The following is a 22,594-nucleotide window of genomic DNA, read 5'->3' as shown; positions in this document are numbered from 1 at the left end:
CTTCTTCCCCACTCTTTATAAATCTGCAACTGAATGTGCTGTGTATCTTAAAAGAATTCTAGCAGCAACATAAATTACTATTCTGATTTAAATAAATCTTTAATGCCTCCGATACTACCAAGGAGATTTGTTGCTTCATAAGGCAAGTAAACTGTTTTTGTCTTATCGCCTGTTGCAAGTTCTTGTAGCATTGCAATATACTTTTGAGCTAACAAATAATTGGCAGGATTTGATGTATCTCCGACAGCTTCTGTAATTTGTTTAATTGCAATTGCTTCGGCTTCGGCTTTTCTAATACGTGCTTGAGCCTCTCCTTCAGCCTTTAATATGGCTTGTTGTTTAGACGCTTCGGCTCTATTAATCATTGATGTCTTTTCACCTTCAGAGCGTAAAACCACTGCAGCCTTTTCTCCTTCAGAGTTCAAAATGGTAGCACGTTTATTACGTTCTGCCTGCATTTGCTTTTCCATTGCTTGCAATACGCTTACTGGAGGTGTAATATCTTGAAGTTCTACACGATTTACTTTGATACCCCACTTATTGGTAGCATCATCTAACACTGCACGAAGTTTTGTGTTAATGGTGTCACGAGAAGTTAAAGTCTGGTCTAATTCTAGTTCACCAATGATATTTCTTAGTGTTGTTTGAGTTAGCTTTTCAATAGCGTTTGGCAAGTTATTAATTTCATAAACCGCCTTAAATGGATCTACAATTTGGAAATACAACAATGCATTAATTTGCATTTGAATATTGTCTTTGGTAATAACATTCTGCTTATCAAAGTCATATACTTGTTCACGTAGGTCGATTGTACTAGAATAAACGTATCTTCCTCTATTTAATGTCATTATTATCTTTGCTCTATCGATAAAAGGAATAATAATATTAATACCTGGTTTTAAGGTTGCATAGTATTTTCCTAAACGCTCGATGATGCGTGTTTCTGACTGTGGAATAATCACAACCGACATTTTAATAAAGATAACTGCAAGTACAACGAGTGCAATTATTACATAAGTGAAATCAATCATAACTGAGTATTTTAGTTATTAATAATGTTTATAATTAATGCTTTTATTTTCTATCAATCTATTTTTCTATTCGAAAGGTACTACTTGTGAGTTATTAATTCAAACGTTCTACCGTCACAACGAGACTATCCATCTTCACAACTCTTACTCTTTCGCCATTCAAAATATCACTGCTATCGCAACTCACGGCACGCCATTCGTCTCCATCTATCTTAACATAGCCATTTGATTCGCCTTTGATATCTTCAATAACGACTCCTACTCTACCAATGAGTGCATCTACATTACTAAGACGTTCATTATGCTCTTTGTGCAAAAAACGTATCATCACAGGGCGCACAAAGAATATACTTACCACAGAAAGTACTGCGAAAGCAACTATTTGAAACCAAAATGGACATGAAAGTAGTGAAAAAATAACGGTTAAAAATGCGCCTATTGCTAAACAAAGCACGAAGAAAGTGCCCAAGGTCATTTCAGTAATAAGGCAGACTAATCCAATAAAAAGCCAGAATAGCCACAAATTGTTATTCAAGAAATCATACATAAAGATAGATATTTTTTATTGTTTATTTGTTCAAAGATAGTCATTTTATTAGAAACTGACAACTTTTAGAAGCAAATATATCGACAAAAAGAACAAAATATCATTTTCTCAAAGCACAAAAGCCTATCTTCTTAAAATCATTTGTTGAGTTCCCAAATCTTTTACTATTATTACGATAGAATAAAGCACTTGATTATCTACGACTTCCGAAGGATTTATCCCCCAAAAGTACAGATAATCAAGAGCCTTATCACATAGTTCTTTTTCTTAGTTTATATCACTTGATAAATATTTAGTATAAACCAACCTCTCATAATCTTATCTGTGCTCCTATTTGATAGCTACTAGAAATCGTAAATCATTGTAATTAATTGAAATATAGTTGTAAACGACCTGTAACCAGTGTATTACAAACTGTAAAACAAATTGTAAACATTTGAGCTCATTCTGCCTAAATAGTGAGTTGAAATGCACACTTTTTGTGATACGAAATAGGCGGAATATCCTTTTAAACACGTGATACTCCGCCTAATTGATTGATATTTAAGAGTTTATTACTTATGTTCTAAAGCTGCCTGTGCCGCTGCAAGTCTAGCGATAGGCACACGGAATGGAGAACAGCTCACATAGTTCAATCCGACCTTATCACAGAACTTAACAGATTCTGGTTCACCACCATGCTCACCACAAATACCACATACTAGCTCTGGTTTTGTAGCACGTCCCTTCTTAACAGCCATATCAATTAGCTGACCAACACCTTCTTGGTCAAGTACTTGGAATGGGTCAACTTTAAGAATTTTGTTCTCTAAATAAGTTGGTAAGAAGCTAGCAATGTCATCTCTACTATATCCATAAGTCATTTGAGTGAGGTCATTTGTTCCGAAACTAAAGTACTCTGCCTTCTTAGCAATATAGTCAGCTGTAAGCGCAGCACGTGGAATTTCGATCATAGTACCAACGTGGAAAGAAAGTTCTACACCTTCTTCAGCAAATAGTTTTTCTGCTGTTTCTCTGATAACTGCTTCTTGGTTATCAAACTCGTTTACAATACCAATAAGTGGAACCATAATCTCTGGACGAGGATCAAAGCCTTCTTTCTTAAGCTGAATAGCAGCTCCAAGAATAGCTCTTGTTTGCATTGCAGTGATTTCAGGATAGGTATTACCTAAGCGACAACCACGATGTCCAAGCATTGGGTTATGCTCGCTCAATGAGTTTACACGTTGTTGAATTTCTTCAACACTCACTCCCATCTCTTCAGCCATAATTCTTTGACCTTCAAGATCATGAGGAACGAATTCGTGTAAAGGTGGATCTAGTAGACGAATGTTTACTGGATATCCATCCATTGCCTTTAGAATTCCATAGAAATCTTGTTTTTGGTAAGGTAAAAGTTTCTCTAATGCCTTTTCACGTCCTTCTTTAGTACGAGCCAAAATCATTTCTCTCATAGCCTTGATCTTCTCGTTTTCGAAGAACATGTGCTCTGTTCTGCAAAGTCCAATACCTACAGCTCCGAAGCCACGAGCAACTTGCGCATCATGAGGAGTATCAGCATTAGTACGTACTACCAATCGTGTATATTTGCTACACAATTCCATTAGTTTTGCAAAGTCACCAGTTACTTCAGCTGGCTTAGTTTCTATCTTACCTAAATAAACTTCACCTGTACTTCCATTCAATGACATGTAGTCACCTTCTTTCAATACTGTTCCGTCGATTTCTACAGTTCTTGCTTTGTAATTGATATTGATTGCACCTGCTCCAGATACACAGCATTTACCCATACCACGAGCAACTACAGCAGCGTGACTAGTCATACCACCTCTTGCAGTTAAGATACCTTGTGATGCAGACATACCAACTAGGTCTTCAGGAGAAGTTTCAATACGAACCATAATAACGTCCTTACCTTCTTCTTTCCATCTTGCAGCATCATCAGCAAAGAATACTATTTGACCACAAGCAGCACCTGGAGAAGCAGGAAGACCTCTTGTTAGAACCTTAGCACTTGATAATGCCATCTTATCGAATACTGGGTGAAGTAACTCATCCAATTTATTTGGTTCGCAACGGTTTAATGCTGTCTTTTCATCAATTTCGCCTTCAGCTAACAAATCCATTGCAATTTTAACCATCGCAGTACCTGTTCTCTTACCATTACGAGTTTGCAAGAACCACAATTTACCTTCTTGAACAGTAAATTCCATATCTTGCATATCATGATAGTGCTTTTCTAGACGATCTTGAAGCGCATCAAGTTCCTTATAAATTTCAGGCATTCTTTCTTCAAGAGAAGGATATTCAGCAGCACGAGTGCTTTCTTCTATACCTTGAAGTTGAGCCCAACGTACAGAACCTTCTTTGGTAATTTGTAGTGGAGTACGAATACCTGCAACAACGTCTTCACCTTGTGCGTTCAACAAATATTCTCCGTTGAAAAGGTTTTCACCAGTAGATGCGTCACGAGAGAAGCACACACCAGTTGCAGAAGAGTCACCCATATTACCGAATACCATTGCCATTACGTTAACAGCAGTACCCCATTCTGCAGGAATTCCTTCCATCTTACGATATAGGATAGCACGTTCGTTCATCCAGCTATCGAATACTGCACAAATAGCTCCCCACAATTGTTCCATTGGATTGGTTGGGAAATCTAGTCCAGTTTGTTCCTTAATAGCTGCTTTAAATAAGGTAACGAGTTGTTGAAGTTCCTCAACAGTCATATCGTTATCCAACTTAATGCCACGTTGTGCTTTGACATCCATAATGATTTTTTCAAATGGATCGATGTCTTCTTTGTTTACAGGCTTCATACCTAATACAACATCACCATACATTTGCACAAAACGACGGTAGCTATCATAAGCAAAACGCTTGTTACCTGTCTTTCTTGCTAGACCTTCTACCACCTCATCATTCAAACCAAGGTTAAGAATTGTGTCCATCATACCAGGCATAGAAGCTCTTGCTCCGCTTCGTACACTCAGTAAAAGAGGATTCTCTACATCTCCAAACTTAGAGTTCATTAAATCCTCAATATGCTTAACAGAGTTTTCTACTTCATTTTTCAACAAAGCGACAACGGTGTCTTTGCCCTTTACAAAGTATTCATTACATACATCAGTTGTAATAGTAAATCCAGGAGGAACGGGCACTCCTATTAGGTTCATTTCAGCAAGATTGGCACCTTTTCCACCCAATAGATTTTTCATATCGGCTTTTCCTTCGGCCTTACCATTGCCAAAAGTATAAACTCTCTTTTCGTTCATAGCTTTATTTTTTAATTATCATTTAATGTTTCTTATTACTGCAAAGATAAAATAAAAAGAGCAATAAACAAAACATTTTATACCAAAATGCAAAGTCTATTTTACATTTTTACCCAAATTCGATTGAAAGAATAATCCACAAAGGTTGCAAGAGGTAAATTTAAGAATGTATAATTATTCAAATACATCGTATAATATTACACTTAGCATTTTCTTTTCAAATATAAAAGAATAACTTATGCATTACAATACCTATCCTATTACCAATCAATTACAATGATATTATAAAGTAAAAGTTATGATTTTACAACGTCATTATTATACAAAAAAAGTTGAATAGTTTTGAGGAAAGAAGAAGAAGTACTAACTTTGAAGTCGAATTTGTGACAACGTCGCAATTAACTTATATTATGATGGCAATAAACAAACAAATAAGGATTTTAACTCTTGCTTTATTATTAATTCCTAATTCAAGTATATTTGCACAAACACCTATAGCAAACAGAATGAAGGTATTAGTAAAAACGCTTCCTGAAGGAAGTGAGATTGTTGCAAGATATACCGACATGAAGCGTCATGCTCTATATTACATATTGAACAACAGACTATATAAATATGATGTTCTTAATAATAGTCAAGACGAAATTAATTTAGAAAATAGAAATAAGATTATTGGTAGTAGACTTTCAAAAGACGGTAAAACAATCACTATAAAAGCTGGAAAGAAACAAGATAAGCACCTTACTGATGTAGAAGAATTAGATATTAATTCATTTACCGGTGAGATTACAATAGCAAAAAACGAAAGTACTATACCAGGAGAGCTTGACTTAAATAAGATTAGTAAAATAAAAACCTCTAATAAAAACCGACACCATATAAATTCAAAGAAGTCGAGTTCTAAAAAGAAACATAAGAAACATTCTCATAAAAGAAATACCAAGAGACACTAATAGATGACTCTTGGTATTTTATTTTTTATTTGTTCTTCCTTAAAGCGAATTGCGCAATTGTTACAGCAACAAGTCCTGCCGTTTCTGTTCTCAATCTATTCTCACCTAAAGAAATTGATTGAAATCCATTTTTCAAAGCCAAGTCAACTTCATCTACAGAGAAATCACCTTCAGGCCCAACAAGTATTAAAACATCTTCTTTTATCTCTTCTTTATGAAGAGTTGAACAGAAGTCGACCTTTGGGAACTGATCGTAACAATGAGCGATAAACTTTAAGCCCTTATATGGCATAGAAATGAAATCTTTAAACGAAATCATTTCGTTTAATTGGGGCATCCACGATTTTCTACTTTGTTTGGCAGCAGATACAATAATACGCTCAAGTCGTTCATTCTTAACTACTCGACGTTCTGAAAATCTACAATTCAGAAAAGATAATTCATCGAAACCTATTTCCGTAATCTTTTCTGTTAGCCACTCTATCCTATCAATATTCTTTGTTGGAGCAATTGCTAAATGAATATTATTATTCCACGTTTTGGGATATTCTTGAGAATGAGTAATTTGATATTCGCATCTACTCTTTGTAATATTTACAATCTTCGCTTGATGAAAAGAACCTTTTCCATCTATCAGCACCACTTCATCTCCAGGTTGCAAACGCAACACTTTCGATGCATGAGCTGCTTCTTCACTTGGCAATTCGTTTGTTGTTAAAGCAGCAGGAGCATAAAAATATCGAACTTCTTTCATTCTTATTATATTATCCTTTATTGTTCTTTAGTTTCTTTCTTCGTTCAATTTCTTGATTCAAAGCGGCTGCTAATTCATAATTTTCATTATCTACGGCCTTCGTTAAAGCCTCTCCTAACATTTCCTCAGATAGCGTATTAACAGGAAGTGCCATTGATTTAGAATCTTTATTAAACGGCATACTTTGTCTTTTCATCAAATGCTCATCAATAAAGATAGGAATTTTTGCAATAATACTCAATAAAACTCCATCAACTGCAGATATAGAATATAAATCAAGCGTTGTAGAATTGTATAAATATGCTTTATACTCTCCATCAATTAACGTATTAATGACAACCTCAAAATTCGATTCTTCGTAACTACGAATAACACTCCACAACACATTTAACAATGTATTAGGAGTTTTCTTTGCAGAAAGATAAAATCTAAATTCCTTCAGTTTCTCAGTAGTACAGATTACACTTATTTGTTGGTTAGATTGTTCATCTACCAAAAGTAATAACCCAACGTCCTGTCCTTCTAGAATTGTTGAGATTCCATGAAATGTTAATTGAATGTTACTCATATTTATAGTTTCTCTGTTTTTGAACGAAACATCAACATAAAACCAATAGCAACGACTGCGGCATAACCAGCAAAAATCATCCAGCAAGACACCCAATCAGTAACACCATCTACGGTATGGCTATTCACAACAGCTTGTGCTGCAAGTGTTCCAACTGTTGCTCCAATACCATTTGTCATGAGCATAAATAATCCTTGTGCACTTGAACGCATCTCATGGTCTACAGAATTGTCAACAAATAAAGAACCTGAGATATTAAATAGGTCGAATGCCAAGCCATAAACAATCATAGAAGCAACGAACATCCATACTCTATCACCAGGATTTCCTAATCCTAATAAACCAAATCTTAATACCCATGCAATCATTGCCATTGTCATAATGGTTTTAATTCCATATCGTTTCATAAAGAAAGGAATAAGCAAGATACAGCATGTTTCACTGATTTGAGATAATGAAATAAGAATATTTGCATGATTAACTCCAAAGGAATCAGCATATTCTGCTATATTTTTAAAGCTTGTAATAAATGGATTTGCAAAACTATTGGTTATTTGAAGGCTCACACCAAGCAACATTGAGAAGATGAAGAAAATAGCCATTCTTTTATCTTTGAACAAGGCAAAAGATTTAAAACCTAGAGCTTCAACAAGACCTTGGCTGTGAGTTGACTTTGAAATACTACACTTAGGCAAGCTAAAAGAATAAACAAATAACAATAATCCACAGAATGCTGAAACAAAGAATTGATTGTGATTTGCCTGAAAACCAAATAAATCGACTACCCACATTGTAAAGATAAAGCCGATAGTTCCAAAGACTCTAATAGGGGGAAAGCTCTTTACTGTATCCATATTTGCATTTGACAATGCTGTATAAGCAACAGAATTACTTAATGCAAGGGTTGGCATATAAAAAGCAACACTTAGAGAATAGAAGGGGAAAAGCAGTTTTGCTTCCATCAAAGACGATGCTGCCTCTATCCCACCGCTATTAGATAAAACCATACCACAATAACCTGTAGCTAGCATAAATGTTGCAGATATAAGATGACAAAAGCCCATTAGTTTCTGAGCAGGCACCCATCTATCTGCCACGATACCCATAATAGCAGGCATAAAGATTGAAACAATTCCCTGCATTGAATAAAAAATACCAATCTTTGAGCCTAATCCAATTGTTGATAAATAGGTTCCCATAGATATTAGATAAGCTCCCCATATTGCAAATTGCAAAAAGTTCATTAGAGCTAAGCGCACTTTTAACATCATACTGCTATAGTTTTATATTTTGGTTTCTTGTGTTTATATTATAAATCTCTATTTTCTGTTGCACAAAGGTATACTAAAAAGAATAATTCTCAAAATAAATAAGAGAATTATTCTTCTATAAATGTGATCTAAGAGATATCTTATATTATGACTTCTTCAATAGATCATTAACAGTTTTTACTGGATTAAATGTTGAAAGAGGAACCTCAACACAGACTGTATTCCAGTCGCTCATTGCTCCATTCCATAATCCTGGCAACTCTAAAGCTTTTAGTTCTTTACCATTCTTACTCTTTAATGAAATGAAACCTGTATTCTTATCTACATAATTAGCAAGGTTGAAAGGTCTTCCTTTGAAGTCTTTTGTACCACAAACTAAATCTACTGGATTAAAATGAGTTCCATTTTTAAACATTGAAAGATAAGCTTCATTATCCTTATCAATTTGACTTGATTCTAGAATTTGAAGACTTATTGTATTGTCATTGTTATAAACTAGGAATGGACCTCCACCTGCTTCGCCTTGATTTCTCACTACTCCACAAATACGAATGGGGCGATTTAGCTTTGTAAATAGATAATTAGCGAGTTCTTCGTCAGACATTGTTTCAACGTCATCTTTTACACAACAAAGTTCTTTTTCTAAGAAAAAACGAATTTCTTGAAGTGTTTCTGAAGTGTAAGTTTTATCCTCGAGCACCTCAAGATAATTAAAAATCTTAGTTTGAAGCTCAATAAGAAGACCTGCAAGCACTTGCTTATACACTACTGTATCTTCTTTATAACTATCTGGAACCACATTATCTATATTCTTTATAAAGATAACATCGCCATCAATATCATTTAGATTTTCGATCAATGCTCCATGACCTCCAGGTCTAAATACAAGATTATCATCTTCATCTAAGAATGGAGTATTATCCAGATTTACAGCAATTGTATCTGTAGTGGCCTTTTGTTCGGAGAAAGAAATATCATAAGTTACACCAAACTTATTCTCAAAATAAGGAGTCTTCTCTTTCACTTTCTCTTTGAATAAATCAAGATGATTGTGAGAAACAGTAAAATGTAGGAATACTTTTCCTTGAGAAGATGCATATAAAGCACCCTCTGCAAGATGCTCTTCCATCGCTGTTCGGGGTCCATCTTCATAATTATAGAATAATAAAAGTCCTTTAGGTAGATTAGAATAGTTCAATCCTTTCTCATCTAAAAGATTTCTTACGATGGTTTTATAATCACCTTCTTCAATAAGACCCTTGATATTTTTCTTATCATTCTGCTTACACTTGTCACACAATTCCTCTCTAAAAGCAAAAAGCTTTATGTTATCACAGAATGTTTTTTCAAAGGAAGTTCGTGGTTCTTTGTAGTCTGCATCTAAATATTCAAACAGATTTTTAAACATTCTACTTGCTGCTCCACTCGCAGGAACAAACTTAACAATCTTCTTATTTCCTTGTTTATATGAATTCCAAAGATTGATATAATGTTCTCTTTGTTCGTCATTTGTCTTTACAATTCCCTCTTCTACAGATGCAGCAGCCTTTAGTTTAAGAAAAGGAAAACCATTTTTAAATTGAGACAACTGCTGTTCTATAATTTGCTCTGTTAGTCCCTGTCTTGCAATTTGGTCTAGATTCTTCTTTGATAACATAATCAATTCTTTTAGGTTTTATAATACTTTCAAGTCAAGATATAATGCCTTTGCGGACATTACATATTAAACAAAGGTACAGATTTTATTACAAAAGAAAGAAGAAAAACAAAAAAAGGAATAGAAAAATATTCTATTCCCTTTTAAAAGTTTTGCGGAAGCTGGGGGATTCGAACCCCCGGTACGGTAACCCGCACGTCAGTTTAGCAAACTGGTGGTTTCAGCCACTCACCCAAACTTCCCTACATTATCTTTAAATGCGCTGCAAAGGTAATGTTTTATTTTTATTCTGCCAAATCTTTTATATAGAAATTATAAAATAAAATCAATCTTGCATATTACTTTCTACAAAAGAAAATGGCAGCAAGTCTTTAACAGAGTTCAAACAATAGATACCATTCTGACCATAAAGTAGAATTCTTATGGGTTGTGAATATCGATCTTCCACTTCCAAAATAACCTGTCGACATGCTCCACAAGGAGTTATAGGATCTTTTAAAAGACCATTATCTGTCTTTGCAGCAATAGCCAATATTTTGATAGGTTCATTGGGATAAGTAGCCTGTGCTGCAAATACTGCAGTACGTTCGGCACACAAAGAAGAAGGAAAAGCGGCATTCTCTTGATTTGAACCCATCACTACTGTTCCATTATTCAATAACGCAGCGGCTCCAACATAGAAGTGACTATATTTGGCATAGGCTGTATTGGTAGCCTCAATCGACTTCTTTACCACCATTTGTTCAACCTCTGAGAGTTCCTCAAGCTGACATAATTGATAATTAATCTCTATCTTTTTATATTCCATAATATTAATCTTCTTTATAAATGAATGCTCCTAAGTCAGGGTGTCCTACTCTACTTTCTCCTCTTCTATCATTACTTGGAAGAGTTGTTGCAAAGGCATTGTTTCGTGCTTTTGCTTTTTCTTTTAAGCGAAAATCGAAGAACATTGTTTTTAAATCAATCGACTTGAAGTTCTTTTCACCATAAGAAATCGTATCCTTGACATCCTCATACATTATATTATTAAGGACCATTCCTCTCGGTTTATCTATAGTTGGCGTTCTTAAAAGCGTATTACTAATCGTGATATTATTCAGATTCGAATCCTTTTCGTCTGTTGAGATATTGAAAACATCATCAGAAAAACCTGTTATAATGCAATTATCACATTTAAAAGTCAAAGGATTTGCTTTGCGATATAATAGATTAACCGCATAACCTCGACGTGCATTAAATGGATAAAACTGAGCTATTGTAGAAGCTAAGATGTCTACATCACCATCTTTAAGATACAAACAATCAGCTTCAGAATTGGTTATTTCTGTATTTTGAATGCGCACCTTGCTATGATTCACATATAAACCATAACCTAAGTTGTTGTGTATTCTACATGAATTAAGGAAGAGCTTTTCTGTTGCAACATTCGAAGAATCGATTTTTATTCCATCAAAAGCACTATGAACATCAGTATAATTCATCACATTACCATAAGAAGACGAATTGATCTTGATTCCTTTCCACTGTCCACTCACCCTATCATAAGGCAAGTTATCAAACAACTTGTCGAGTCTATCACCACGTAACACCACGTTTTTATCTGCAGTTCCATTACAGATAAGACGACCATTTACATTAATTCCTGCGTCCCCATGGAAATATAAAGTTGTTCCTGCCGCAATAGTTAATGTACTTCCCTCTGCAATATCTATTCCTCCATAAATCACAGTAGGCTTTGTTGTCGAAATAGTGGTATCATTCTTAACACTAAGATGGCGAATGATATTAGCATTCCAAACATATGTTTCAAGCTGTAAACGCTCTTCTCTTCCGTTATCTAAAACAAAAATCAAGTTGTCTTTCACCTGCTTTGGCGAATCAACTGAAACTTTTTCCCCAAGAAACTTTACAAAGATACGAATACTATCCTTTGCTCTTACATCTATTTCAGATGTTTGATAACCTACATTCTTACCTATAGAGATGCCATCTACATTGACTTGAAAGCCTGTTTGATTGCCATTTTCCAAACGAATGGTATTACAATGAATATTGCTATTACCTCTATTATACACCCATAGCGTTTTGGTTGAGCTCTGAATGGTAGAGAAAACAGTATCTAAACGAAGGGTATCACTTGAAAATACCAACCGAGAATTAGGCGAACTAGGGAAACTATCGCTATCACTACAAGCAATAACTCCCAACAACATAAATATTAATACAAGATATTGAAAAGGATTTCTCATAATTAATATAATAACGATGAAATTTAAAATTTATTGCTTTAGTTCTAGCTTACTCAAATATCTTGTTCCACCTTATTATATATTAGTAAGATTCAGCAGCACTAGGGAATGTTCCTTCCTTTGTATCTAAGATATAACCACCAATTGCATCTGTCATGATCTCTGCAAGATTAGCATATTGGCGTAAGAACTTTGGACGGAAACCTTGTGTTAATCCAAGCATATCTGCAGATACTAAAATTTGTCCATCGGTAGCATTTCCTGCTCCAATACCTATAGTTGGACAATTAATAGACTTAGAAACACACTCTGCAAGTAGCGCAGGTATCTTCTCAAGTACTATTGCAAAGCAGCCAGCATCAGCCAATAACTTAGCATCTTGAAGCAACTTATTAGCTTCTTCTTCTTGTTTTGCTCGCAAACCATAGCCCCCCAACTGATGCACACTTTGTGGGGTTAAGCCTAAATGTCCCATTACAGGAATACCAGCAGCGATCAATCCTTTTATAGTTGGTAATATTTCTTCTCCACCTTCGAGCTTTAAAGCATCTGCTCCTGTCTCTTTCATAATTCGAATTGCATTTCTCAATGCATCTTCTTTACCTATTTGATAAGAACCAAAAGGCATGTCACAAACAACAAGAGCACGTTTGACGCCATTCACAACGCAACGTGCATGATAAATCATTTCGTCTACAGTTATAGGCAATGTTGTTGAGTTTCCTGCCATAACATTCGATGCAGAGTCTCCAACTAAAATTCCTTCTATTCCTGCTTGATCAATAATTGAAGCAGTTGTATAATCGTAAGCTGTGAGCATTGTAATTTTTTCACCCTGCTTTTTCAACTCTATAAACTTCTGAGTAGTTATCTTCTTTGTATCTGTAAATAAATATTTAGACATAACTTGTTATTGATTGTTTTTATTGAGGTGCAAAATTACAAATAATAAATGAATAAAGCACCAACACCTATTATATAAATAAGGTGTAATGAAATATAACATTAAAAAGAAAGGGAATAATCAAATGATGACTATTCCCCTTTATCTATTCTCAAATAATAATGTTTTAGAAACGATATCCTAGAGTTAACAACACTTGGTGTCTGTTATCAGTAACCTTTGTTAAAGTTGTTCCTCCTGAGATATGTTCAGAAACAATTTTGTTAGTGGCAGAATCCTTGTAGTATCTATCTACATCAAATCCCATAAAAGGATAGAAATCACCCTTTGTACCACTATATTGATAAGCCAAATCTACTGTAAATTTCTTCACTGCATATCCAACTCCTAGTGTAAGTCTATTAGTTGCTCCCCAGTTTACATAATCTGTTGCAGAGCTATAGTTTGATCCATAAGAGTCAAGTCCACCATTTTTAAAGCCATTCTTATTGTATAAGCTTGAAACATAGTTATAACCTGCACGAAGAGAAACCTCTGGAGACACCTTCACCTCAGCACCAAGCTTTAATGTAGACACACCTTTCAAAGTTTGTTTTGTGTGTTCATTCATTGTTTCATCAGAGTGACTAGAAGTGTAATAAGAGTCAGTATAGATGTCATAGTATGCTCCATCATCATTGGTACGTGAGTCTAAGCCGCTATAATCAGAATATTCGTAAACCGCTCCCAATGCAACGTTCTTGCCAATAGTATGTCCTAAGCTCAAACCAAACTTCCAAGGAGTGTACACTTTATAGCTATAAGCAGCAGAAGAATTTGCATCTTTAGCTAAACCTGCTACACTAGTATTGTTTACTAATCTTGTTTCATTAGAAGCTGTCAAGTCATACCAAGTTGGACTTGCTACTGAAAGACCCACTCTGAAAGGTGAGTTTTCAAATGGACGGAATATAACTCCAGCCTTAATATCAAATCCTGTACCTGTGATCTTACGGAAATCATTTACATAAACATCTCCAACTGCAGAGCTAGAAACACTATTCAATGTCTCTCTGTATACACTTTCGCCATCATAATGAACATCTTTCAAACCAAAGGTAACACCCAAATACACTCGGTCGTTTAAGTTTCCGCTTAAGTTAAAGTCGAATTCTCCAATATAACCTTTGTTTACTCGGTTCATATCAAAAGCATCGGCTTCATTATAACCAACATCTCTTGTTCGAGGATCAACAACTAAAGTATTATAATATAGGTTATCGAGCTGACTTGTAAAAGGAGCTGTTCCTCTAAATCTTGAGTTTTCTTCTTTTAAGTTCCAAGTTGAAAGACCATTTGCATCTTTTCCGCCAATAGCTTTAGCATATGACAACTTATTTTGAGAAGAACCACTAAGCGAGTTTGCTGCAGATAGAATATGATTAAAGTTCTTTGTCTTTCTATAATTAATACCGATATTCATTATAGAATTGTTAGAACCACGCATACTATACACACCTCCAATTTGGTCTAAGCTGAAATGACTTGTACTTGCGCCATTAATAGCCTTTGCACCAGATTGAGATAAGAGACCACCAGATACTGCAATTGCAGAACTTCGATACAATCCCATACCAGCAGGGTTGGTTCCCATAGTGGTTAAGTCTGCACCTAAAGCATCCATTGCACCACCCATTCCGACGTAACGAGCAGTTCCGTTTAAGTCATTATCGATAAGCTTAGTATTTTCATAAGTCTCTTGTGCAAGCATAGGAAGTGTCAAAACACTCATTGCAGCTAAGAAAAAACATTTCTTTTTCATATCCTATTATTTATATTATCCTTATATTTCTTTTTAAAAGAGCAGTTGTTATGGTCACCTTACTATATAAAGCAAGGACATAACAAATTGTCTACTCTCCTACTTTATATTTAACTCTAACGTCTTCCGCCGTTTCCGAAGCCTCCACTTGTGCCTCCTCCGCCAACAGATCCACCGCTTCTTCCACCTCCGAAGCCTCCGCCTGAGCTAAAAGAGCCACCACTGCGTGTTCCACCGAAACCACTTCCTCCGAATGAGCTTTCGCTATATGAGCGAGAAGGTGAAGAATTACGTCCATTACCAAATGTTATATTACTTGGAGTGTAATTTCTTTCTCTGTTATAAGAAGATGAAGGAGTGTAGGTTGATGAGCGTCTTCCCGAACGTCCTCCATAGTTAGAACGATCATAATATTGTAATGTTCCTGTATGTCCTCGTTGTGCAATGTATCCTGGACGTCCCCATCCATAATAACCATTCCAGCCATAATAGCGATAAGGACTATACCAAGCCCAATCATAATAACGGCCTATTCCTCCATAATACCAAGGATAATGCCAGCCTGCTAAGCCCATATATCCATAATATCCACCATACCAAGGGCTATACCATGGATCATACCAAGCCCAACTGCTACCCCAATAAGGTCCGTAAGCATAAGCAAAATCATCATACCATGGATCATAATAGCCATTGAAGCGACGTATACGACGTGTCATACGATAATCTTCATCGTTATCGTATGCTCTTCTATTACGCTCAACAAATACAGTATCAAGATACATAGAATCGGGATAAGTGCCATATCCTTTACGCAAAGACATCACCTTACGTCCTTTTCCATCTACACCCATTTGTTGATAATGTGTCCAAGAGTTTCCTCTTCTATTGTATTCATCAACGTCTCTATTACTACCACTATAATAAGTAGTGCGACTTTCGTCTTTATTTGCTGAACGATTTGCAACTTTCTCCACCGAACTTTTCTTTGGTGTGAAATACACATCGTCAGATTGTGCGTTTACAAAAAGTGGCAACGACATGATAACAGTTGCTAAAAATACATTCTTTTTCATACCTGTTCCTCGTTATATTTTATTCTTTTTCGTTCAAATACTTTATCACGTTGCAAAAATACTACTATATTTTACAATTTAATAAGGAATTTCCCTAATCACATATAGGTTTTTCCCTATTTTTTGTAAATTTGCAATTAGTTTGAATTTTGAATCATGAAATATAACAAAACATCATTCACTATAACATGTAGTGAACCACTAAAACTAGCAGTTCAAGAACTATTGATTGATGCAGCAGGCGAACTTGGTTACGAATCGTTCGATGAAGAAGATGGAATTATCAATGGATATATTCCCACTATGCTATATAGCAAGAGTGCACTAGAAAACGAATTACTTCATTTCCCTATTCAAGAAGCCTCAATAACTTTTACCACAACAGAACTTGAAGAACAAAACTGGAACGAAGAATGGGAAAAAAATGGCTTCAAACCCATTAATATCAATAACAAAATCATTATATACGATGCAAGAAACAGTAGTGACTCGGCTATTGAGATAGTTGGTAATGATGTTATAAAGATTGGGATTGAGGCTAAACAAGCATTCGGAACAGGAACACACGAAACGACTAGACTAGTTATTTCGGAGCTTCTTAACATCGACCTACATAACAAACGTGTCTTAGATTGTGGTTGCGGAACTGGCATTTTAAGTATCACAGCATCGAAACTAGGCGCAGAAGAGATTGTAGGATATGACATTGACGAATGGAGTGTTGAAAATAGTAAGCATAATGCAGAATTAAACGGCACCGAAAATATTGAGATTTTGCATGGCGATTCTAATTCTCTTTCTCATGTTTGTGGCTTCTTTGATGTTGTTATAGCCAACATCAACCGCAACATTTTGCTTGAAGATATCCCCCAATTCAATGCAGTAATGCACGACACTGCAACACTTATACTCAGTGGGTTCTATCTCGAAGATGTGCCATTGCTCATTGCAAAGGCTGAAGAATATGGCTTTACAAAAGCAAAAACGATAGAAGACAACAACTGGGCTTGTATTACTTTCACTAGATAAACAAAGTAATAGGCTCTTCACTGCAAATCTTGCAGAGTTGCTTTACATATCTTTAAAATAGTAACGACCGATAGTTTGTATTCATTATAACTATCGGTCGTTTTCTCATACCATTTTTACCATTATATAAAAGCTTTATTTTTGTATAGAAGAAGCATAGCTTTTACCAACCAAGATGATTTCTAAAATACAACTAATTGGAAATAAACAAGTTACCTTGTTTGTTAAACTGAATAGGTAACGATTTGGAAACGAGCGAACTACTTGGTGTCGCTGTTTTCTGCCTAACAAAGAACGCTTGTTATTCTGTTTGCAAAGATAATACTTTGTTACCGAATAACAAGCGTTTATGACGAAATATTTACGTTTCTGCACTTTGGGTTGTTGCTGTGTGGTTTGGGTTGGCTACAATCCTCTCCCTCGCTTCTTCTTTCTGTTGGCTTGGTATCTGAGCTTGCGCTGCCATGCTGCTTCTGCATAATCTTCGCTATGTGAAGATGGTGAAATCATTTCTCCTAACTCTTCCACTATTTCATCGGCTGCACTGATGACTGCATCTGACACTTCGCTTACCGCCTTTGCAATTTGTGGAACTTCCTCTGTTGGTCGTGGGCTATATGAACGGCTTGGGGGTACGAGCTGATAGCCTGTTTCCATGGTATCTGTATTTTCTGACGATTTGCGTATTACTTGGTCTGATACATTCGTTTCGGCTTTCCGACTTGCCTCAAAGTTCTTTTGCAAAGAACGGTAGCCAAACTCCCTACCGACTTCCGATGCCTTGAACGCATATTCTCCGTATGAGAACTTCAAGCCATAGACCTTGCCCTGTTTGTTCTTCATGCGCTCTATGGTTACTCCTTGCTTGTTCAGCTCGTAGAGGAACATGGAGTGTCCTGTGAAACCTATACCTTTGTACTTTTCAAGCAGGACGTAGCATACCCTTTGTAGTTCTTTCTTTGTTTCCTCTCTCGTGGCATTGGCTTTCGCTTTCTGATGTTTCCTTTTGGCTTTGACTTCCTTTGCGATGGTCAAACCTTTCTCCCTGCTGATTTCCTCCGCCACCCTTGCTGCCCTGTTGCTCACGAAGGTGGTGTCATAGACCTCTCCGTACAGACTGATGCGATTGGCGATGATATGAATGTGTCTATTGTCTGTATCCTTATGGGTAACTGCTACCCATTGGTGATTGTTAAGTCCCATTTTCTTGGCAAACAGATGGGCTATTTGGACAAGTTCAGAAACTGATAGTTTCTTCTCGTCCTGTGGTGCAATGCCGATTTCGATGCGCAGGAATTTGTTTCTGCATCTGGTATTGTAATCGCTGACCAACTTCATTTCCTCGTAAATAGCCTTTGATTCTCTGCTACAAAGGTTATGAAAGGCAAGCCGATTACCTAACTTGCCCTCTCTGAAAATATAGTCTAAAGCCGTACTTCCGTGCGCTATCGCCTTACACTTTCCTATCATACCTCGGCAGATTTAAGACCTTATATATATCGTCACCAATGCGAAAGTGAGGGTCGAAGAAACGCTTAAATGCTTCTTTGGCACATATGGAAAGGTTCTTGGTTATCGGCACCCATGACTCGTCCTTTATCCTGATGAGGTTGGAAACCTGTGCGTAGTACATTCCCGTTCGGTGGAGTACGGCAATGGCTTCCTTTTCATTGTCGGTCATCTTGGGAACGGCTACCACTTCACCATTCAAAAGAATCTCACGGCAGTACTCGGAGAACTTCCGCCCTGTGCTTTCTGCCTTTGCCTTGATGCGCTGCTTCTCCTCCAAAGTACACCTAACCTTGATGAATTCCTTCTTGTTCATCTGTTTTTCTTCATTGTCCTTCTGCTGCCATTGGGTAGCTTTTCTTCTGTATTTCTTCATATAAGTTTCTCTGAAAGTTAATCAGTATGGATGATTCGTTGCTGCTTAATTTCTGAATGATGACCGATGAGACCGGAGTGATTACGGTCTAACCTCCCCGATAGTTTAGCAAGGGGAGCAAGAGCAGTTTGTGGGTACAAACTGACGTCTTGCAATGCTACCCTAACAGACCGTTTACGCATAAGGCGTTTTGTTGCCAAAAAGTGAATGCACGACATTCCGTGTCTGACTGCGTTCGTGGCATTCCCACCGTTCAGTATGCTTGACAAATGTCCGTTTTCATACTCCCGAAAAAGGGTTGATGGAGAAGTGAAAATGAAAGAGATGTTCCTCCTCTTATCCCCCTCGTCCCTTTCTGTCGGTTTACAATCTTCTCCATTTCTCTATATCCTCACCATATTCCTCCAGATGAAGGCGCACGATGTTCTCCACAAAACTTGAAAGGTTGCTGCCCCTGTCGCCCAATCTGCGCACGATGAAGTCCGCCCGTTCCTGTGTCTCCCTGCTCAGATAGACCGCCTTTCGGCCTATCAATTTAGTTGGAACAAGATAGGCTTGCTTGTAGGCTTCAAGCGTTTCCTTTCTCATCTTGGCGCTGATGCGTCTTTGAACGGCTGTGTTCTCTGTGTGCTGTGATGGCACTGCATCCTGTGATGATACAACATGCTGCTCATGTTCCGAGTTCTCCGATGGAATACCCGACTGGTTCATGGGTGTTCTTTTTTCCTGCTTCCTGACCACTTCCCGTTCAGGGATAAACTTGTCTTTTTGTTTGCTAGGCTTTGAATAGGTATCTTCTTCGTTACCACCCAAATAATATGAAAGGTCATACTCTTCTTCTGTTGTTTTCTTCTTTTCCATGTCTTTATCTCATTTTATGTTTAACTTGTTTTACCTTTATGGGATTGGTTTGTGTTTGTGACATCGTCAATGATAGGCTTTTCTGCTGTTCACGCATCCTGTGGATGTGATATTCGTTGAGGTCTTTGAAGTTCCTGTAATGCACGGACATATCATCTACCTTGAAACCAGCCTCCATAAAATCCTCCGTAGCTCTCCGTCCAGCTTCGTCATTGTCAAGGAAGGTACGAATGGAGGATACTTGCCTGTCATTGAGATAGCAAATGCTCCTTGCCACATTACTCACGGAGTTCATCACAAGACAATGGTTGATAACTTCTTCTTTCATTGAAAGGAAGGATAGAAAGTCAATAAATCCCTCGAATATGCAAACTGGCTCTGCTCTGTCCGAAAATATCGGAGTAATGTCCTTTGGTGCTATTGTTCCCTTGAACGTTCCATTATCTCGAAGCTCATAACCTCCCGATTGATTGGCAAAGCCGATGGCTTGATAGTGCTGCCCTCTTACCTCATAGCTGATACAACGCAGAAAGGGCATAGCCTTTTCTAAATTGATGCAGCGGTCTTCCTCAAGATACTTTAATAAGTGTGGAGGTAAGGTGTCTGATACTTCTATCAGTCTCCTTACTCCACTTGTAGACACTGCTTGTCTGATACTTTCTTGCTTGGAAGAGCCTTGAACACTTTCTCTACGAGGAACGTGCGTTATATCGGGAGCATTCTGCCCCAAAATGCGGATGGCTTCCGACAGTGTGCAGCCCTTTAACCGCATACAAAGGTCGATAATACTTCCGCCTTTGCCTTCGGCATAATCTATCCAGAGGTTCTTCTCTGTGTCTACCTTGAAACTTGGATGCGTGTCTTCACGAAATGGTGAACGGTAGAGAGCATAGGCAGGTGTCCTGCGCACTGGTTTGATACCTTTCCTTTCAAGATACTCCACTATGGGGTATCGCTTAATGCGTGATAAATCTTCTTCTTTCATTGTCATTATAATTATTAGTTGAACATTTATTCATTCTGATTTTAATATCGGATTATATTTTGATTATGCTGATAGCGCAAACTTCATTTATGTTTTTTCGTTTCATAAAGTTTTTCCCCTAAAAACTTTTTTCACTTTTTTCTTACTACATATATTTTGATTGTAAGTGATTGACATTCAGGTATAAGTTGTAGTAAACAACAATACTACACACGCTACTACATCAAACTACCACAGCTATTTACCAGTGGGCAGGGGTGGATTTTCCTAATCTTATACACATAGACAGGACTACAACCCTCACGCCTCTTGCTTACCTTTTCAAAGCCAGCTCTTTTGAGTGCTTCGCCCATACGTTTGAATGTCAAAGGTTGATGCGTATAAACACCTAAATAAGCGAGTATTTCGGTAGTGGTCATGTAAGCACAATGAGGATTGTCCTCTGTTGGCTTTTCAAAACAGCGTAATAGTAGTTCCATTTCAGCGGTCTGCACTTGGAAGTCCTCACTCTCCCTGTATAGCTCCGCTATCTCGTCATCATTGAACCAATAGCGGAAGCCTGATTTTAAAAGGGCCTTCGCTTCGGTATAGACGGCATCCATAGAAATTTCCTTTGCTCGTTCTATGTCAATGGCAAGTACCTCAAAGGGCAGGAAACGCCTGCTTCCTGTCGGGTCGGTCAAAAAGTCATTGCCGTTTACCGATGCTACAAAACTCGCCAAGTGAGAGTGTTCCTCCACATACTTGTCGTAAGGCATACGGTATTTAACCATAGGACAGGTAATAAGGTTCTTGAGTTCATTCTCATCACGCTTGTTGAGGGCTTTCAGTTGGTCGTCAATGTTTACGATAAGGTTCTGACCGATATAAGTAAGTGTGTCCTTCTCCTGCGGATATATTTTTCCTGTGTAGCTGTAACCTTTAAGCGCGGGCGGACAAAGCAAATCAAGAAAGGTAGTCTTGAACTTTCCTTGTTCCCCTGTTAGTACAAGACAGGTATGGTTGCGGCATTCACGGTCGTCCATAGCGTTGGTAACCACTGCAACCAGCCATTTGGTAAGGTATGGCAGCCACTTTTCAGAGTTGCGGACGATAACGCACGATGCAAGGTTGGCTATTGTGCTTTGGTTTACCTCTATCTTGTGCAGCACTTCTGAAGCATCAACCTCTGGCAAAGCCTTGAAGTATTCCTGTATGGGATTGATGCGTGGAGAAAAGCTGCTTTCGATGATGGAATAGAGATTGTCGGAGGAGGTAATGATGCCCATATCTAAATCAAGCTCCCTACGGAGAGAATTGATTTCATAGCGACCAACCTTTGTAAAACGACAGTCTACATCTTTATTGCTACGGTATTCCGTTCTGTCCAGCACGGTATTATACCTGAACACATAGTGCGCACGGAGATAGGTTTCTATTTCGCTGTTCTTGGAGGTGTTTCCCCTGCGTTCGGTAGAATTGCCTGTTGTTTTCATTCTGCTTTTATCTGCTTCATTTTTCATTGTTTACCCGTTTTGGTTTCCAAGAGTGAAGTTACGGTGAGAATATCAATGTTCCAAGCAATCTGAGCATGCTTGCATAATGTTGCACTCATTGGCAATGAATTTCTCACGGATTTCTGACAGAAAGAAGCTGGAAAATAAGGATTTCAGGCTAATATAAGGGAGCAAGTATAGAAATACTACAAGAAAAGTATGTACTTATTTACTCCAATCTGCACTGTATTGCTTTGACTAAAACAA

The 22,594-nt window shown here is 37.2% G+C and carries 19 protein-coding genes and 1 tRNA gene; 2 read left to right on the top strand and 18 right to left on the bottom strand.

The annotated features are described in order from the left end of the window. Positions 1-77 precede the first annotated feature (77 nt). The 3 genes from A3GM_RS0100930 to ppdK all read right to left on the bottom strand — a co-directional run bounded on the left by A3GM_RS0100930 (position 78) and on the right by ppdK (position 4,856). The gene (locus A3GM_RS0100930) at positions 78-1,031 is read right to left on the bottom strand and encodes an SPFH domain-containing protein (RefSeq protein WP_009227751.1); all 954 of its coding nucleotides are present in this window, start codon (positions 1,029-1,031) and stop codon (positions 78-80) included. 94 nt (positions 1,032-1,125) lie between these two features. Beyond that, the gene (locus A3GM_RS0100925; protein WP_018361505.1) at positions 1,126-1,578 is read right to left on the bottom strand and encodes an NfeD family protein; all 453 of its coding nucleotides are present in this window, start codon (positions 1,576-1,578) and stop codon (positions 1,126-1,128) included. Between the two features lie 554 nt (positions 1,579-2,132). Beyond that, on the bottom strand, positions 2,133-4,856 hold the full coding sequence (gene ppdK / locus A3GM_RS0100920; protein WP_018361504.1) for a pyruvate, phosphate dikinase: 2,724 nt from the start codon (positions 4,854-4,856) through the stop codon (positions 2,133-2,135). A gap of 332 nt (positions 4,857-5,188) precedes the next feature. On the opposite strand from ppdK, the gene A3GM_RS0100915 reads away from it, so the two are divergent. Then, entirely contained in the window at positions 5,189-5,809 is a 621-nt protein-coding gene (locus A3GM_RS0100915) for a hypothetical protein (RefSeq protein ID WP_238299193.1), read from the top strand. A 25-nt stretch (positions 5,810-5,834) separates the two neighbouring features. On the opposite strand, the gene A3GM_RS0100910 is transcribed toward A3GM_RS0100915, so the two are convergent. The 10 genes from A3GM_RS0100910 to A3GM_RS0100865 all read right to left on the bottom strand — a co-directional run bounded on the left by A3GM_RS0100910 (position 5,835) and on the right by A3GM_RS0100865 (position 16,092). Then, entirely contained in the window at positions 5,835-6,563 is a 729-nt protein-coding gene (locus tag A3GM_RS0100910) for a 16S rRNA (uracil(1498)-N(3))-methyltransferase (RefSeq protein ID WP_018361502.1), read from the bottom strand. Positions 6,564-6,573: 10 nt separating this feature from the next. Beyond that, complete coding sequence (locus A3GM_RS0100905) at positions 6,574-7,131, bottom strand: bifunctional nuclease domain-containing protein (RefSeq protein ID WP_018361501.1); 558 nt, start codon at positions 7,129-7,131, stop codon at positions 6,574-6,576. A 2-nt stretch (positions 7,132-7,133) separates the two neighbouring features. Continuing rightward, positions 7,134-8,402 (bottom strand): MFS transporter, encoded by a 1,269-nt coding sequence (locus A3GM_RS0100900; RefSeq protein ID WP_018361500.1) that lies wholly within the window; start codon positions 8,400-8,402, stop codon positions 7,134-7,136. Between the two features lie 145 nt (positions 8,403-8,547). Next, positions 8,548-10,059 carry a DUF4301 family protein gene (locus tag A3GM_RS0100895; RefSeq protein WP_018361499.1) on the bottom strand — a complete coding sequence of 504 codons (1,512 nt, stop codon included), beginning with the start codon at positions 10,057-10,059 and terminating at the stop codon, positions 8,548-8,550. 155 nt (positions 10,060-10,214) lie between these two features. Then, a tRNA-Ser gene (locus A3GM_RS0100890) sits at positions 10,215-10,301 on the bottom strand. A gap of 83 nt (positions 10,302-10,384) precedes the next feature. After that, the gene (gene cdd / locus A3GM_RS0100885) at positions 10,385-10,867 is read right to left on the bottom strand and encodes a cytidine deaminase (protein WP_018361498.1); all 483 of its coding nucleotides are present in this window, start codon (positions 10,865-10,867) and stop codon (positions 10,385-10,387) included. Positions 10,868-10,871: 4 nt separating this feature from the next. Continuing rightward, positions 10,872-12,311, bottom strand: a complete 1,440-nt coding sequence (locus A3GM_RS0100880; protein WP_018361497.1) for a hypothetical protein — start codon at positions 12,309-12,311, stop codon at positions 10,872-10,874. 82 nt (positions 12,312-12,393) lie between these two features. Further along, complete coding sequence (gene panB, locus A3GM_RS0100875) at positions 12,394-13,215, bottom strand: 3-methyl-2-oxobutanoate hydroxymethyltransferase (protein WP_018361496.1); 822 nt, start codon at positions 13,213-13,215, stop codon at positions 12,394-12,396. Positions 13,216-13,381: 166 nt separating this feature from the next. Further along, entirely contained in the window at positions 13,382-15,016 is a 1,635-nt protein-coding gene (locus A3GM_RS0100870) for an OmpP1/FadL family transporter (protein ID WP_018361495.1), read from the bottom strand. A 116-nt stretch (positions 15,017-15,132) separates the two neighbouring features. Further along, positions 15,133-16,092: a hypothetical protein gene (locus A3GM_RS0100865; protein ID WP_018361494.1), complete on the bottom strand. Its 960-nt coding sequence runs from the start codon at positions 16,090-16,092 to the stop codon at positions 15,133-15,135. Positions 16,093-16,248: 156 nt separating this feature from the next. On the opposite strand from A3GM_RS0100865, the gene prmA reads away from it, so the two are divergent. After that, entirely contained in the window at positions 16,249-17,121 is an 873-nt protein-coding gene (gene prmA / locus A3GM_RS0100860; RefSeq protein ID WP_018361493.1) for a 50S ribosomal protein L11 methyltransferase, read from the top strand. Between the two features lie 405 nt (positions 17,122-17,526). Here the strand turns inward: prmA and A3GM_RS0100855 are convergent, their stop codons facing one another. The 5 genes from A3GM_RS0100855 to A3GM_RS0100835 all read right to left on the bottom strand — a co-directional run bounded on the left by A3GM_RS0100855 (position 17,527) and on the right by A3GM_RS0100835 (position 22,354). Further along, positions 17,527-18,591 carry a relaxase/mobilization nuclease domain-containing protein gene (locus A3GM_RS0100855; protein ID WP_018361492.1) on the bottom strand — a complete coding sequence of 355 codons (1,065 nt, stop codon included), beginning with the start codon at positions 18,589-18,591 and terminating at the stop codon, positions 17,527-17,529. Then, positions 18,575-19,006, bottom strand: coding sequence for a plasmid mobilization protein (locus A3GM_RS0100850; RefSeq protein ID WP_009227789.1), 432 nt, complete (start codon positions 19,004-19,006; stop codon positions 18,575-18,577). The genes A3GM_RS0100855 and A3GM_RS0100850 overlap by 17 nt, the downstream gene beginning before the upstream one ends. 363 nt (positions 19,007-19,369) lie before the next feature. After that, positions 19,370-19,867 carry a DUF3408 domain-containing protein gene (locus A3GM_RS0100845; protein ID WP_018361491.1) on the bottom strand — a complete coding sequence of 166 codons (498 nt, stop codon included), beginning with the start codon at positions 19,865-19,867 and terminating at the stop codon, positions 19,370-19,372. Positions 19,868-19,871: 4 nt separating this feature from the next. Next, positions 19,872-20,852 carry a toprim domain-containing protein gene (locus A3GM_RS0100840; RefSeq protein ID WP_026216078.1) on the bottom strand — a complete coding sequence of 327 codons (981 nt, stop codon included), beginning with the start codon at positions 20,850-20,852 and terminating at the stop codon, positions 19,872-19,874. Positions 20,853-21,070: 218 nt separating this feature from the next. Then, complete coding sequence (locus A3GM_RS0100835) at positions 21,071-22,354, bottom strand: virulence-associated E family protein (protein WP_018361489.1); 1,284 nt, start codon at positions 22,352-22,354, stop codon at positions 21,071-21,073. Positions 22,355-22,594 lie beyond the last annotated feature (240 nt).

The organism is Hoylesella nanceiensis DSM 19126 = JCM 15639 (assembly GCF_000379965.1).
GTDB classification, from domain to species: domain Bacteria; phylum Bacteroidota; class Bacteroidia; order Bacteroidales; family Bacteroidaceae; genus Prevotella; species Prevotella nanceiensis.
The sequence above is the reverse complement of the archived record's forward strand: the minus strand, read 5'-3'. Positions and strand labels throughout refer to the sequence as shown.